This is a genomic window from Neptuniibacter halophilus (assembly GCF_030295765.1).
Lineage (GTDB): Bacteria > Pseudomonadota > Gammaproteobacteria > Pseudomonadales > Balneatricaceae > Neptuniibacter > Neptuniibacter halophilus.
This window is the reverse complement of sequence record NZ_AP027292.1, coordinates 1,948,234-1,964,410: the sequence shown is the minus strand read 5'-3', so window position 1 is coordinate 1,964,410 and position 16,177 is coordinate 1,948,234. Positions and strand designations below refer to the sequence as shown.

The window sequence follows — 16,177 nt, the reverse complement described above, 5'->3', positions numbered from 1 at the left end:
TGGTAAATGAACAGATAAAGAAAAAATTAGAAGAATGCGGTGCTTTTAGTAGTGTAAAAAGATCTATGTCAATGGCATTCTGGGTACGTGACGAAAAGCACACGGATGTGAAATGGGCACAATAGGAATGAAACATTTAACACCCAATATTATCACCTTAATCGCCACTCTCCCCGAAAGAGAGGGGCTGTTAAAGCGCGCCTGGCTGTCGGTCTGTGCGCAAAGCTCATTACCATGTGCTTGCGTTATTGTCGTGGATGACGATAGTTCAAACACTGAATACATCCCCAAACTCAGCACTTCTTCATTTCCAGTACACACCCTGAAAAATACCGAATCCTCCGGTGCCGCTTCCAGTTGGAACATGGGGATTCATTTCATCGAGCAACATTGGCCTGACTCTTATATAGCTATTCTTGATGATGACGATACCTGGGACACAAATCATTTAGCCTTATGCTTTGACCAAGCTAACCGTAACGACTGGCCCGACGTTGTCATTTCCGGGCTTCGTGTTATTTGCAATGGGGAGATTCAGAATAGGGAGCCCCTTAACCAGTTAACACTGCAAGATTTTTTAATCGGAAATCCAGGATGGCAGGGATCAAACACGTTCATCCAACTCTCAACACTAATTACTGCAGGCTGCTTTACAAGCCGACTTACGAGCTGCAATGATCGTGACCTAGCTATTCGTGTGTGCAGCATCGAAGGAGTAAGGTTCGCCTTTACGGAGTCGCATACTGCAAACTGGACATTGAATACTAATCAACAGGCCCTCTCTACCCGGTTTAGTGAGACTAAACTCGATGGGCTAGGACATTTTTATCATTTGCATAATCATCTAATGACTGATGAGATTAAGCATCTCTTTTTTATGCGGGCAAGCACACTCTTTGGATGGAGTGAGAGAGAAATAAAGAAACGTGCTAAGGAATGGCAAGATGCATACAAAAGCCCCTCGAGTAACTGAGTGCGTACTATCTCCGCGCTTTTATCAGTTGCACTCCCCTCTCAGTAACGAAGCTCTCAATGCCACAGCCATTATTGGCATTTGTATTAAGAACCAAGCTAATCATATAAAGCCAGCCCTGGCTTCAGCGATGGCACAAAGCATCGTTCAACAGGGTGATGGGGCTGTTCTGATTTTAAATGACAACTCATCAGATGAGTGGTTAGCAGGTATTGATGAGTGGCTTGATGACCCTCGATTAATTATCGTTCATGCACTATGTGGCACAGCAGCTCGAGCGCGCAATGCCTTGCTAGATTGGGTCGATGCGGAACTCCCTACCGCCACCTGGGTCGCTCGGTTAGATGCTGATGATAAATTCGCTCGCACAAACTCTGTACAGGAGATGCTGCGCGAAACTTCTGGTGAGCCCCCCCTATATCTATTGGGTAGCAATCACCTCGAAGAAAAAGGCGAAATACTTCCCGACAGCAACATCGCTGATCCATCTGTACTGCAGAATCGGGAGCCACTTGTCAGATTTATCGATGACTTTTGTTCTGGGCGCTCAAGGCAAGAGCTTCCATCATGCAACCTAATACTCCGCACCCATAGCGGAATTCGATATCCGGATGTAAAGAGTGCAGAAGACCATTGGCTGGTAGCGGAACTTCTCATGCTAAAACCAGAACAAGGCTTCGTCATTCCCCACCCTATCTATTCTGTCTACTCACTTGATGGCGGGTTAACTGAACAGAACCGAAAATCTTCTCAATGGTCACAGCAACGCCATAAGCTCGCTGCCGCGACTAAACTCTGGCTCCAAGCACTGAACAATCCAGTAAAATTACTAGGTGTGGGTCAAGAAGGGATTGTATGGCAAGACCAACAGGTCATTTGGAAGCGCTTTTATCCACATGCCATGAATGATTTCGAAGCCAATCGGATTCAGTCACTGACCACTAATACCGAAGGACCGCTCCCCTCTGTCAGTTGGAATAAAAGTGATGATGGGACATGGTGTTGTCAGTACCCTTGGTTTGATAGTGAGCCGGTACCCACGTTTCTCCCGGCGGAAACAGCTCGTCAATTTTTAAAACGTTTACATGCTAGCGGCTATGTCACCAGCAATATTAAACGGACGAATCTCCGGCTAACTGAAGGTCAGCTGATTTATATTGATATAGGTAAGGATATCGTTCCCCTATCGCCCTCAAGATTTCTTGATGCCGCCGCTCGGTTATACAGCATCACCGTCTTAGGGCAATCAGACTTCGAGTTAGCGCGTAGAGAAACCACCATGCGACTACACGAGTCTCTAGCAACATTAGAAGGTTTTAATGTTTTTTACAGAAACTTGATCGAAGAACTTTTCCCACACTGCATCGATGTAGATGAATCCCCCATACTCCCGTTGCGGGATGAGCCACAAGTAACCTTGCTGATCAAAAGCTGTCCTCAAGATGCAGGCTTATTACAGGATCAGGTCGAGCATATCGTATCCCAGTTATCCTACCCTGCCGCCTTTGCCAAAAAAGTGCTGCTGATTGATCCATATACAGGCCCTTTTCTCAGGCAATATGCAAAAGGCGATCTCGAACAAGCTCAAAAGATCGGGCTGCACTTACTAGCAGAAGAAATAATAGATGACGTCTGGCAAGCGCCAGCCGACACGGATGAGATTAGAGATACCTATCTTAGATGGTTTGGGAGAAATGACATATCGTCCAGCCACACCAGCATCTTCGCCCCTGTATTTTCCCAACTGTGGGCATTCGAGCAAGTAAACACCCCTTATGTCCTTCAGTGTGATTCCGATGTGTTAATCGGTCGACGTGATTTAAGCCATGACTACTTAGCTGACATGATTAAAGCGTTAACAAAAGAGAACGTTGTCTGCGTTGGCTTCAATATTCCACAACCATCAACCGACCTTAAGCCCTACCATGGCAATGCAGGGGAGTTTGCTCCTGAAGTGCGATGTGGACTGCTTCACCTACCTCGCCTACGAGCTCTATGCCCATTGCACAACACAGTGGATCATGACCGATTCAACCTAATGTGGCATCGCAGCGTGCAACAGACTACACACCCACATTGTCGGTCTGTTCGTGGAGGGGACCATCGCTCTTTTTATGTCCATCCGATGAATACGGAGAAAGACAAGCCCGGTTTCCCTGTTTGGCGAGATCTGATCAGCCAAGGTATGGAGCCGGATCAACAAAAGGGAAAATGGGATTTATTCCCTGACACCCAGTGGCAATACCCCATTCGAGATGAACCCCTGATATTTCTATTGAAAGGCAGAGATACCAGTATTGGTAAGCTACGTCGGAGTTTAGCCTCACTGAAGATGCAGCGCGAACAACGATTTGGCCTGATTGTTATCGATGATGGGGGCTCATTTGCCAACAATTGGCACCTGCCTCTTTTACTGGGAACAATGAAGAGTCGTACCACTCTTATCCGCCGCAGAGAACGGTTCGGGTATATCAGAAACTTCAAAGCGGCAATAGGCGAGATCTGCTCAAACCCTGAGTCTCTTATTGTGACGCTGGACCTAGACGATGCACTGATGTCTTCAGATGTCGTGGCCAAGCTATACGAAGCGATTAACTCCGGTGCAGATCTAATCAACGGCGGTATGTTTCGCCCCGACAAACCCTTTCATCTCTACATACCGAACTACCAGAACCCTCGTCATCAAGGGGGAGCCAATGTTTGGGCTCACTTACGAGGTTTTCGTAAAAAATTGTTCGACCAATTGCCCTCCCACTACCTTGAATATCAGGGAGACTGGGTAAAAGATGTTACGGACTACGCCCTTATGTTGCCGCTTTCGGAAATGGCGAAAAGTCCAATGTTTATTGATGACCTCTTCTGCTATTACCACCAGCGTTATCCATACTCAAAAGCCAAAAAAAGCTCCCAACACGCAATCCTCTCCCATTTATTTAGTTTACCTGGGGCTGAGAGTACAAATGCTGTTGTACCTGCATTAAACGCAACTGAAGGCGATTAATGAGAGGAGATAGATCATTGCGATACAACCACCAGTTGGGAGTCAGCGGTTCTTTCCTTGAGAGGAATAGAAAACGCTCCAATGCTTGCAAAGCACTCTTATTCGAAGAATTTAACCAAACATCGAGCGGCAACTCCGAAAGCCTCTTTAATTCGGTGATATCAGTGTCAGGCAAGCCAGCATGGGAGGAAAACCAGTCCCATAGATCCGTTAAAGGCTCCTGGATATTAGTCGGTTCTAATTTGCTTTTTCCGCACGCCAAGAACAATTGCGGCCAATGCCACCTCTCTTTTTCTCGAAGCAACAACTGCCAAGCCAAACGACGTTCACCCAACCAATTATGGAAGGCCGCAGGTAAAGGTTCGCGCTCTGATAAATGTTCAGATCTGATGAGACTTGGGCACAAAGGCATTCGGTATAACTGTAATGTAACCCCCATGCAAGATAAGGCATGGGCTGTCGCTAGGCCGACTGACGGCAAGCTATCCAGTTCTCGCTCGAGATCTTTTGCTGTTAGGGACAACTGGATTTGGAACCGGTCACACCAGCTATCTGAGGCACCCTCGCTACTCACTAGGAAAGGTAAATCTCGGTTTCTCAGCCCAGCTACTTTCCTATTTGAGACTCGGATTGTCACCCCGCTTTCCAAGCGAGTACCTGATTTATTAAAAATGACATATGGACAAGCTCCCGTGTTAACGGGCAAGTCTCCTGGTCCATTCCCTAACAGCAGCATCCGTTCAAAGTCCATGCGTGGTATGTCCGTATGAAGAAGTATGATTCATCCAATAGTTATCGATATCACCCAGATTACCCACACCGATACATAAGCCTTGTACGCTTGTGGTTCACCTTAAAAAAAGCATGGCGATGGGTACGTATTCAAGGTCCCATGACACGTCTACTGGGCTATCAATATAAACCGGCAACAACTTTGATAGAAATTGATATTACCTACCTGTGCAACCTTCGGTGCAACAACTGTAACCGTTCCAGTGCCCAAGCACCTGAAGCGAGCCATATCAGCCTGGACGACATCCGGCAGTTTGTAGATGAATCGATTAACAAGGATAGGAACTGGGAGCGCATTAGACTTCTAGGTGGTGAACCGACACTACACCCGGATTTCCAGAACATAATTAATGAAATGGAACGCTATCTTGAGTACAACCCGACAACTTTGATCGAGGTCGTAAGTAACGGTTATAGCTCAAAAGTTCAGCGTATACTGAGCCAGATACCCGACTCTATTCAAATTGAAAATTCGTCAAAAAATAACAATATCCAACCTTCGTTTGGTCCGTTCAACTTAGCCCCCCAAGACAATCCTTGGTATCGATTTGCAGACTTTCGAAACGGATGCTCTATTTCCTCAACTTGTGGTATTGGGCTAACACCTCAGGGCTACTACCCTTGCGCTGTTGCTGGTGGAATAGACCGTGTTTTGGGTATAAAAAACGGCAGGAAAAGCCTGCCGTCAACCAATGATGAAATGCGGGATTTGATGGCAGCAGCCTGCCGATTATGCGGGCGTTTTCATGACGGCCATTACGTACCACCAAAACTTCGACCACCGCTACTAGAACAAAGATCATCCAAGTCCTGGGAAAGAATCTATCAAGAGTGGAAGAATCGCAGATCTCCTTCCTCCCCCCTTATCGAATGTATTGAGGTAGAAAATGTAGACTAATCCTTCCTTGAGCTATTGATAAGCAAATAGTTAAGGGCCTACCAAACCACCGCTGAGGGTGACTTAATGGGAGGATTACCACCTAACCAAGCACCGATTTCTTCTGCCAATCAAACTGGATTGCAAAGCATTTTTTTTGTTGAACATATTTCGAAGTCGGGACAGCAGGATCTGACCTCGTATCGAAACTGAGATACTAAAAGACTCGCAAAGGGAACGCTGAGGTGTATTCTCACATATTAGATTGCTTCCTGTTTCTTCGCTTTCACCACTTCCCTGGCCATAGTCTTTTAGCACAATGACCTTTCTAAACCCTTGGGTTATGATTATGCAAAGTTACGCATCTTGGTGAGCGAAATGGCAACGGTTAGGACGACTGTACCCCTCTCTGAGGAGCAGTATAAAGCTCTCCGGAAAAGCGCGGGCGACAATGAATTAAGGCACCTAAACAAACAAGCCGGAGAGGGACCGATGGCAGCTCCTAGTAACTTTGATTTTTTACGTGAACACGACCCCATCTTCCTGCAGTTAGCATCAGCAGCTGAGCGTACATTTTCTAACGATCCCAACACCACCCTGCTCAAGCTCCGTCAGCTTGGCGAAGCACTGGCCCAGGATTTAGCTGCTCGCTGCGGAATAGAATTTGATGACCAAACCTCTCAAGCAGATCTGCTATTCAAGCTAAATCGTGAGATACATCTCGACCCAGTAATTCGAGACCTGTTCCACACACTGCGGAAAGAGGGCAACAAGGCTACTCATCAATTTCGTACCCAACACAAAGAAGCGATGGCAGGTCTTCGCATCGCGCGTGCCTTAACGGTCTGGTTTCACCAGTCCTTTGGGAAACAAGGTTCGTGTTTCAAGCCTGGGCCATTTGTGCCACCACAAGATCCCAGTTCACAGCTCAGAGAATTGCAGACACAGATCGAGCAGCTAAAGTCACGCCTGATCGGTGCCAATCAGCAATTGGAATCCAATCAGCAGCTAGCTGAACTGGTTGCTAAAGAGAATGAAGAATATGCAGTATTGGCTGAGCAGATGGATGCTGAAGCTCGTGCCTACGAGCAACTGGCACTGGAGAACGAACAAGCTCTCGCGACTCAAAAAGCCGATTTTGAAGCGCGCATCGACGCTCTGCAAAAAGAACTTTCAGAACACAAGGAGCTGGCGCAGCAAGCCACTCAGGCGGTTTCAACCTCGACTCAGAAAGCCAGCGCCAATTTCACTCTCAACGAAGAGCTGACTCGCATCCTGATCGACCAGCAGCTCATTGACGCGGGCTGGGAAGCCGACTCGCAAGAGCAGACTTATCAAAATGGTGCTCGCCCCGAGAAAGGAAAAAACAAGGCGATTGCAGAGTGGCCTACGGTGGGCAAGCAAGCAGCAGACTACATTCTATTCGCCGGTTTGGTGCCGATTGCGGTGGTTGAAGCCAAGCGTGAGAACACAAATGTCGCTGGTAAGATCCCGCAGGCCGAGCGTTACGCTAAAGGCTTCACACCCATCGAGCCAATGATCGCTGCGTGGACGGAAGAAGGTCGCGTCGAACCTTGGGACGGCCCCGAGTCCACGACATATCAGATCCCGTTTGTTTACTCCTGCAACGGTCGCCCTTATGTGAAACAGTTGGCGGAGCACTCCGGCACCTGGTTCCGCGATGCCCGCATGGCCTCTAATACCGCAAAGCCGCTGCATGACTTCCACAGCCCTACCGGATTGCTAGACAAGCTCAAGCGCAGCCGCTCTGAAGCGGTGGCCAAACTCCAACAGGAAGGCTTCGGATATCTCAAGCTGCGGGACTATCAGCAAAAAGCGATTGAATCAGTAGAGACTGCACTCGAGCGAGAACAGCAAAACTGCTTGTTGGCGATGGCGACCGGTACCGGTAAAACGCGGACGATCATTGGTCTGATGTATCGTTTCCTCAAGGTCGAACGGTTCAAGCGTATTCTGTTTCTGGTGGATCGTACTGCGCTGGGGCAGCAGGCAATTGATGCCTTCAATGAAGCCCCGTTAGAGCAGAATCAGACCCTCTCCAAGATCTACAACGTAGCCGAACTCGGTGATATGGCCGCTGAGGCGGAAACCCGTATCCAGGTCGCTACCGTTCAGGCGATGGTGAAGCGGATCTTCCAATCCGATAATCCGCCCACCGTCGATGCCTACGACTGCATTATCATCGACGAAGCCCACCGGGGTTATACCCTCGATCAGGACATGACCGAAGGCGAATTGGCCACCCGTGATGCTTCGCTCTATCTGTCCAGTTATCGCCGCGTGCTCGATTACTTCGATGCCACTAAGGTCGGCCTGACCGCAACGCCAGCCAAGCACACCACCGAAATTTTCGGCAAGCCTGTTTACACCTACTCCTACCGCGAGGCTGTCGCTGACGACTGGCTGATCGATCATGAACCGCCGATCCGTTATGAGACCTTGCTGACTCAAAAAGGGATTCACTTCGATAAAGGCGAGCAAGTCTCATCGATCAATGTGAAGACCGGCGAAGTTGAGCTGGCTGAGCTCAACGACGAGATGAACTTCGAGGTCGATGCCTTTAACCGTCGCGTGATTACCGAAGGATTTAACAAGGTGATCTGTGAGCAACTCGCCAAAGAGATCGATCCGCATGGTGACGAAAAGACCATGATTTTCTGTGCCACCGACCTGCATGCCGATATGGTCAAACGATTGCTGGATGATGCCTTCACCGAAGTCTGGGGCGAGGATTACAACGAAGCGGCCGTACGCAAGATTACCGGTGCGAGCGACAAGGTCGATCAGTTGATCCGGCAGTATAAGAACGAGCGTTATCCCTCCATTGCCATCACTGTGGATCTACTGACCACGGGCATTGATGTACCGAAGATCTGTCATCTGGTCTTTCTGCGTCGCATCCGCTCGCGGATTCTGTATGAGCAGATGATCGGGCGGGCCACACGCCGCTGTGATGAGATAGGCAAGACCGTATTCAAGATCTACGATCCTGTCGATATCTACGCTGCTCTGCAAGATGTCAGCACCATGAAGCCGCTGGTGAAAGATCCTAATATCTCGCTGGAAGATCTGGTCGAGGAATTGTCCAACCCCGAGTCACTGGAAAAGGCGCTAAACACCAAAGGCAACGAGGCCGAAACCAGCCACGCTGACGATGTACTCAATGCCTTGAGCCAGAAAGTGATGCGGGTGATGCGTAAAGCGCAGAAAAAGGCCGAGCAAAAGCCACCGCTCAAAGAGAAACTCAACGAGCTGGAGCAGCTCTGGGGCGTACCCGCCAGCAACCTGCATCAGCATCTACATGAGCTGGGGCCAAGCTCAGCGGCCCAATTCCTTCGCACTCATTCGCAGCTGGTCAATCAGATCGCTAACGTGAACGAGCTATTGGGATCAGACAAACAACCTCTGATTTTCGATGGTGATGACGAGCTCAAAGGCCGTACCCAAGACCCCGATGGCAAGCGCCCGGAAGACTACCTAGAGAGCTTCCACGATTTTATTCATAACCAGCTCAACCAATCGGTTGCGTTAGGTGTGGTGGTCAATAAACCTAAGGACCTGACACGCGAGCAACTGCGGGAAATCCGCCTGCTATTGGATCAGTACGGCTACAACGAAGCCAAGCTGAAAACCGCCTGGCGCAACCAGACCAACCAGGAGATCGCAGCCAGTATCGTTGGCTATATCCGCCAAGCTGCGCTGGATGAAGCCCTGATTCCGTTTGAGCAACGCGTCGCCAAAGCGATGCAACGCATCTTGGGGCTACATGCCTGGACACCGGTACAGCGTAAATGGCTGGAACGGATGGCCAAGCAGCTCACCCACGAAGTAGTCATCGACGAGCAGTTCGTTAACCGCGCCTTTGCTAAAGATGGCGGAGCCAAACGCTTGGATGCCCTGCTGGATAAACAATTAAACACCGTACTCGACACCCTGGCTGAATCCCTCTGGGACGAAGCCGGTTAACACCTGACTGAGAGCTTTATGAGCAACAACGAAATCGTCCAAAAACTCTGGAATCTGTGTGACGTCCTCAAGGATGACGGCATCAACTACTCCGACTACGTTACCGAACTGGTTATGCTGCTGTTTATCCGCATGGAGTACGAGCAGGTTCAGAATCAGGTCAACTTTGAGCACAAGCTACCGCAAGGCTGCCGCTGGCCTGATCTTCGCGATAAATCCGGCCTTAACCTGCTTAACCATTACCGCCAGATGCTGTTGGATCTGGGTAAAGACGATGATCCGCTAATCGCTGCTATCTATGCTGATTCACAGACTCGGCTCAGTGAACCACGCCACCTTGAAGTGTTGATCAAGGCACTGGATGCCATCGACTGGTTCAGCGCCCAGCGGGACGGTTTGGGCGATCTGTATGAAGGCCTTCTGGAGAAAAACTCCACCGAGACCAAGTCGGGGGCTGGTCAGTACTTCACCCCGCGTCCGCTGATCGACAGCATCATTCGCTGCATCAAGCCGCAGGCCGGTGAATTGGTGCAGGACCCGGCAGCCGGTACTGCAGGCTTTTTGATCGCTGCCGACGCCTACATCAAAGAGCAGACCGACGACCTCTACGACCTCGACGAAAAGGCCCAGCGCTTTCAGCGTAACGACGCCTTTATCGGCATGGAGCTGGTGCCCAATACCCGCCGCCTGGCACTGATGAACTGTCTGCTGCACGGCATGGAAGGTGATAACGAAGGCGTGGTGCACCTGGGAAACACGCTCGGTCTGCCCGGCACTCAGTTGCCCAAGGCGGATATGATCCTCTCTAATCCACCTTTTGGCACTGCCAAGGGCGGTGGCGGGCCGACCCGCGATGATTTCACCTACAAGACCAGCAACAAGCAGCTGGCGTTTCTGCAGCATATCTATCGCGGCCTCAAGCCCGGTGGTCGTGCGGCGGTGGTGCTGCCCGATAACGTGCTGTTTGAAGCCGGTGTCGGTACCAGCATCCGCGCCGACCTAATGAACAAATGCAACCTGCACACCATCCTGCGGCTGCCGACCGGTATCTTCTACGCGCAGGGCGTGAAGACCAACGTGCTGTTCTTCACCCGAGGCACCGCGGCAAATCCTCGGCAGGAGGAAAACTGCACTGAAAACGTCTGGGTCTACGATCTGCGTACCAATATGCCCAGCTTCGGTAAGCGCACCCCGTTTGGCCAACAACATCTCAAGCCCTTCGAAGCCCTCTATGGTGATCAGGCCAACGGCACCAGTGTACGCACTGAGGGCGATTGGAACTTCTGTCCTGAAGACACCGAGCAAACCGCCGAAACCAGTCGCTGGCGCTGTTTCACTCGTGATTACATTCGCGACCAGAAAGGTGACTCGCTGGATATCAGCTGGATTAAGGATGAGGACAGCGTCGATGCCGCCAGCCTGCCGGAGCCCGACGTGCTAGCTGCTGAAGCTATGGGTGAGCTGACCGAGTGTTTGCGAGAGCTGGATGGACTGATGCAGGCGCTGGGAGCTGGTGATCAGGCGCAAGCTCAAAGGGACCTATTGGTTGAGGCGCTGGGTCTGGAGGGTAACGGTGTTAAATAACAGCTTGCCCAGCGGTTGGGCAGCCGCCGCTATCAAAGATGCGTTAAGAATCGAATCAGTAATGTCTGATGGCGATTGGGTTGAATCCAAGGACCAAGACCCTAGCGGCAACATCAGATTGATACAGCTTGCTGATATTGGGGATGGTGATTTTCGGAATAAGTCCAAGCGGTTTATGAATCTGGAAGCTGCAGATCGACTTAATTGCACTTACTTGCAAAAAGGGGATGTTTTAATTGCTCGTATGCCAGACCCTCTCGGCCGCGCATGTATTTTTCCGGGCGTTGGCCAGGAGTCTGTAACAGTCGTTGACGTTTGCCTTGTTCGCTGTTCCGAAGGGTCAGCAGTTTCTAGCACCATACTGAAGCATTGGATCAATTCTCCCTCTGTTAGAAACGCAATTGCACTGCAGGCGACAGGAACAACACGCAAAAGAATTACTCGGAAGAAGCTAGAAGCTTTAGAGCTACCACTTCCCCCTCTAGCCGAACAACAGCAGATCGCCGCCCGACTGGACGCGCTGCTGGCGCAGGTGGACACCCTCAAAACCCGCCTCGACAGCATCCCCGCCATCCTCAAACGCTTCCGCCAATCCATCCTCGCCGCTGCGGTGAGTGGACGATTGACGGAGGAGTGGCGAGGCTCACCTGCCACTTCATTCAATCAATCACCTGTCACAATTGGCAAAGAGGCTGACGCAGCCCCCAAAGGCTGGGGATGGAAATTATTGACCGACCTAGCCGTACTGGAGTCAGGCCATACACCGAGAAAGTCTGTTCCTGAGTATTGGGAAGGTGGAGACGTTTACTGGATAAGCTTGCAGGATATCAGGGCAGCTCATGGTACGGAGATTCAGGACACTAAGCACAAACCAACGATGCTAGGAATAGACAACTCTAGCGCTCGTTTACTGCCCGCAGGTACGGTGTGTTTCTCTCGTGATATATCAGTTGGTTTCACGACAATTATGGGACATGAAATGTCCACTACTCAGCACTTTGCCAACTGGATTTGCGGCGAAGGTTTGAGCAACAAGTATTTGATGTATGCGTTGATGGCCGCGAAAGGGCATCTCACTATTTCGGGGCAAGGAACTACGGTGAAGACCATTTACATGCCTGCACTCAAACAGTTCCGATTACTTCTTCCTCCGGTAGAAGAACAATCCGAAATCGTCCGCCGTGTTGAACAGCTCTTCGCCTTCGCCGACCAGATGGAACAGCGGGTCAAGGATGCCCAGTCACGGGTCAACCTCCTCACCCAATCGATCCTCGCCAAAGCCTTCCGCGGCGAACTCACCGCCGAATGGCGCGAACAGAATCCCGATCTGATCAGCGATGAAAACTCAGCAGAAGCTTTGCTGGAACGGATCAAGGCTGAGCGAGCGGCGATGAAGCCCGCCAAGCGCGGCAGAAGGAAGGTGAGCGCGTGATCTTTAGCGGTGTACAGTTCCCCAAGCAGTTAACGGACGCTATCGATAGCCGCCAGGTCGTTGTGTTTGCTGGTGCAGGCGTATCAATGGGAGAGCCTGCAAACTTAGGTAGCTTCTGGGAGCTTGCTTGCGACATCGCTAAGAACACTGGTGAATCGCCAAGGTTGTTGGGAACCAATGGTGATGGAAAGGAATTCTGGGAGGCATTAGATCAGTTCTTAGGCCGTTTGCCGCTAGAAAAAGGGACTCTAAATGCCCGTGCGGTAAAAAGTCTTAAAACGGGAACTGCTCACACAGCCCTTCATGCATCCATAGTGCGCCTGTTCGGTAAACCAGAACAGGTTCGCATCGTGACGACAAACTTTGATCTGCTGTTCGAGGCAGCCTGCGAAGCGAAGTGGGATGAGTCTCCCAAGATTTATACCGCACCAGCTCTGCCGCTTGGGTCCTCTTTCTCCGGGATTGTGCACGTCCACGGTGCGGTGGATGATTTGGATAGCATAGTTCTCACCGATAGTGACTTCGGTCGAGCCTATCTAACCGAGGGTTGGGCCAGACGTTTTCTGGTTGATCTCTTCGAAAGCTATACCGTGTTATTCGTAGGCTACAGCCATGACGATACGGTGTTGCAGTACCTGGCACGGGCACTGCCTGACAAAGCCAAAGACAAACGCTTTGCGCTGGTTGGAAATGACGAGTCTCCCGAAAAGTGGGAGTTGCTCGGCATCGTCCCACTGACCTACACGAAACCGGACAGCAAAGACTATTCGAACCTCTACGCAGCTGCCGAAGGATTGGCAGATTATGCCAACCGCCGCCCCAGTCAGTGGCAAAAGCTGATCGGCGAGATTGCCCGCAGTCTCCCTGGTGAAATGGACGTAGAGGATGCGGCGACGCTCAGGCATGCCTTGAATGATGTTTCTAAGGTGCGTTTCTTCTGCGACAAAGCGACCGCCGTTGAGTGGATCGAATGGTTGGATAACGAGAAGGTTTTTGACGACCTGTTCGATATGGATTGGCCTGCTTCGGATTCAACCGCTAAATTGTTCGGAGATTGGTTAACGGAGTGTCATGTCGAAAAACAGACCGATCGCTTGTTCCAACTGCTCGCAAAACACCACCTTAAGCTAGGAGTGTGGTTTTGGTGGGGACTGGCTCACAAAGTAAGCCAGAGTGACAAGGTTGAAAATTTTGACCGCTGGTTAGATCTGTTGCTGCAGACAAAACCGGCAGCTATCGACGTACATGCTCTTCAGTTCCTGGCAAAGAAAGCTCATGCCAATGATATGTTCGATCAGGTATTGCGCCTGTTTGAGATCATGGGAACAACTCAACTGGCAATAAGGGATCCTTTACGCAAGAGCAACCCATCAGACAGTTACCAAGTCCGAACTGAGCTGGATATTCCGTCACCGGAGTGGAACCTCAATGAGGTGTGGGAGAAAAATCTACAACCAAGGATAGGGTCCAAGCACCGAGAGATCCTAGCGACTTGTACAAGGCTGCTGCTAAATCGGAATGCGTTAGCCCGCACCTGGAACAATGCCTCAGATGACTACGATTGGGATAGCTATGGCCGCTCTGCCATCGCGGATCATGAACAGGATGAGTATCCAAACACGATCGATGTCATCATCAAAGCTGCTAGAGCGGCTGTTGAGACGATGGCAACTGACATACCAGAACAAACCAGGTTATGGATTTGGAATCAACATTTCTCTCCGTCGCACCTTCTTCGGAGGCTTGCAATCCACGCTATTGGGTTCCTGCATGCATACGATAGCGATCAGAAGATTCGGTTGTTACTCGTTAAGGGTCTGTACAAAGAGCCTTATCTACAGGAATCCATAACGCTACTAGAGGAAAATTATGCTGCGTTGTCTCCTGCCATAAAAGAGGAGGTAGTTGAAGCAATCCTGGGGTATCGGAGCTCGTCTAAGGACGACCCTGAGTATTACTCAGCCTCAGAGCATTTCCAGTGGCTGAGAGCACTGCAAAAGGTTGATGAGAGCTGCCCTATAGTCAAAAAGGCCTTAGATGCGATTACGGCCAAGTACAACGACATACCAGAGCGTCCTTATCCAGCGCTGAAATCATGGACTGAATCGGGCTGGAGTGAATCTGAGAGCCCCTGGTCTGTTGAAGATCTCCTCAGCAAAGATACCACTGAGTGGTTTGATGAACTCATGCAGTTCAAAGGAGAAACCAAATTCCGAGGACCGACGCGATCCGGGCTGCAGCAGGCAATCACGGACGCGTCGAAGAAAAAACCTGAATGGGGTTTCAAGCTTGCTGATTTCCTAAAAGATTCCGGCGGCTGGGAGTCTGACTTCTGGGAGCCGCTACTCAGGGGTTTGAGTGCGTGGCCGGAAACTTTTGAAGATGCTGCTCCTCTTCTAAGTTTGATCGCGCTAAAGGAGCTGCAAAAGCGGCAGCCCTCGCATGTCGCAGATATTCTTTACTACGCGGTACAGAACAAAGGGGTTCCCTATCTCTCCAAAATTTTAGAGCCCACCAACAAGGTTGCTAAGAATCTACGGAACCACTTCGTACCAGCCGTATTTGAGAAGGACCAGCATGATTGGCTGACCCAAGCTCTTAACACTCCAGAGGGACGTCTGGCTGAATATTGGATTCATGCCCTAGATGCGTATTCCCGAATAAATGCGAGAGAACTGGTTGAACCCTATCGAGATGAGCTGACGAAGCTCTGCGACAAGTCAGAAGCTAAAAGCCGATATGCAATTCCGCCGATCGCTCGACAGATAACCTTTCTAACCGCGATTGATGAGGAGTGGTCAACACATAACCTCTATCCGTTGTTCACTGACGAAAACGATGAAATAGCTGCGCTGGCTTGGCAAGGATTTCTTGGTTGTCGCGGCCCCTCTAACTTTGTCTTTGCCATCCTTAAAGATGCTTTTTCCGCAGCAATACCCCGCTTGGACGCAATCCTAGCTGGTAAGAAAGATAGGTTCATCGAGTTCTATGCTGCTGCTGGATTGTGGCATCTAGAAGATCCTTCTGCCGACTGGATACCCAAGCTGCTCACTTCAATTACAGAAGTAGAGCGTGCGGTGTTAGCCGAGAAAATGAGTGCGTTGCTGAAAGGGCTCGAGCAAGATGACCTAAACAAATCCTGGGACGACTGGTTGCGCAATTATTGGCAAAGTCGGATTGATGGGGCACCAGCTGAGCTTACCCCTGAAGAAGTCATACAGATGCTCAATTGGCTCCCAACGCTAGGAGAAAAATTCTCTGAGGGTGTTGGTTTGGCAATTCAGATGCCCCCCACCCATCTGAGGGATTGCTTCTGTTTGCGGTCAATTCTCATTAAAGGCTTAGTAAAGGATCAGCCGAATGCTGTAGCACAGTTGATCACTTATCTCTTGGGGTGCACTCACGAAACCTGGACCTTTCATGACTTGGACAAGTTGCTAGCTGCCATTTCAATACAAGACCTTAACCCGCAGATCAAAGATGGTCTGAACGAAGCACTCATACAATTTGGGTTTCACCCCATCGATTAGA

At 50.2% G+C, this 16,177-nt stretch carries 7 protein-coding genes; all 7 read left to right on the top strand.

Annotation, left to right across the window (positions count from 1 at the left end; all coding sequences use genetic code 11):
- Nucleotides 1-112: 112 nt before the first annotated feature.
- The 7 genes from QUD59_RS09035 (at nt 113) to QUD59_RS09005 (ending at nt 16,176) form a co-directional block, all read left to right on the top strand.
- Nucleotides 113-973: a glycosyltransferase gene (locus QUD59_RS09035; RefSeq protein ID WP_286240961.1), complete on the top strand. Its 861-nt coding sequence runs from the start codon at nt 113-115 to the stop codon at nt 971-973.
- Nucleotides 945-3,974 carry a glycosyltransferase family A protein gene (locus tag QUD59_RS09030; protein ID WP_286240960.1) on the top strand — a complete coding sequence of 1,010 codons (3,030 nt, stop codon included), beginning with the start codon at nt 945-947 and terminating at the stop codon, nt 3,972-3,974. Before QUD59_RS09035 ends, QUD59_RS09030 begins: the two co-directional genes overlap by 29 nt.
- A 766-nt stretch (nt 3,975-4,740) precedes the next feature.
- The gene (locus tag QUD59_RS09025) at nt 4,741-5,664 is read left to right on the top strand and encodes a radical SAM protein (RefSeq protein WP_286240959.1); all 924 of its coding nucleotides are present in this window, start codon (nt 4,741-4,743) and stop codon (nt 5,662-5,664) included.
- A gap of 471 nt (nt 5,665-6,135) precedes the next feature.
- Nucleotides 6,136-9,630, top strand: a complete 3,495-nt coding sequence (gene hsdR, locus QUD59_RS09020; RefSeq protein WP_286240958.1) for a type I restriction-modification system endonuclease — start codon at nt 6,136-6,138, stop codon at nt 9,628-9,630.
- 18 nt (nt 9,631-9,648) lie between these two features.
- A complete protein-coding gene (locus QUD59_RS09015) occupies nt 9,649-11,214 on the top strand; it encodes a class I SAM-dependent DNA methyltransferase (RefSeq protein ID WP_286240957.1) in 1,566 nt (521 codons plus the stop codon).
- On the top strand, nt 11,204-12,646 hold the full coding sequence (locus QUD59_RS09010) for a restriction endonuclease subunit S (RefSeq protein ID WP_286240956.1): 1,443 nt from the start codon (nt 11,204-11,206) through the stop codon (nt 12,644-12,646). Before QUD59_RS09015 ends, QUD59_RS09010 begins: the two co-directional genes overlap by 11 nt.
- The gene (locus QUD59_RS09005) at nt 12,643-16,176 is read left to right on the top strand and encodes a DUF4020 domain-containing protein (protein ID WP_286240955.1); all 3,534 of its coding nucleotides are present in this window, start codon (nt 12,643-12,645) and stop codon (nt 16,174-16,176) included. The genes QUD59_RS09010 and QUD59_RS09005 overlap by 4 nt, the downstream gene beginning before the upstream one ends.
- The last annotated feature ends 1 nt before the right edge of the window (nt 16,177 follow it).

Excerpts from the sequence above, each read along its gene's own strand:
- QUD59_RS09035 (WP_286240961.1), top strand. The coding sequence starts at position 113 with ATGGGCACAATAGGAATGAAACATTTAACACCCAATATTATCACCTTA.
- QUD59_RS09025 (WP_286240959.1), top strand. The coding sequence starts at position 4,741 with ATGAAGAAGTATGATTCATCCAATAGTTATCGATATCACCCAGATTAC.
- QUD59_RS09030 (WP_286240960.1), top strand. The coding sequence starts at position 945 with ATGCATACAAAAGCCCCTCGAGTAACTGAGTGCGTACTATCTCCGCGC.
- QUD59_RS09015 (WP_286240957.1), top strand. The coding sequence starts at position 9,649 with ATGAGCAACAACGAAATCGTCCAAAAACTCTGGAATCTGTGTGACGTC.
- hsdR (WP_286240958.1), top strand. The coding sequence starts at position 6,136 with ATGGCAGCTCCTAGTAACTTTGATTTTTTACGTGAACACGACCCCATC.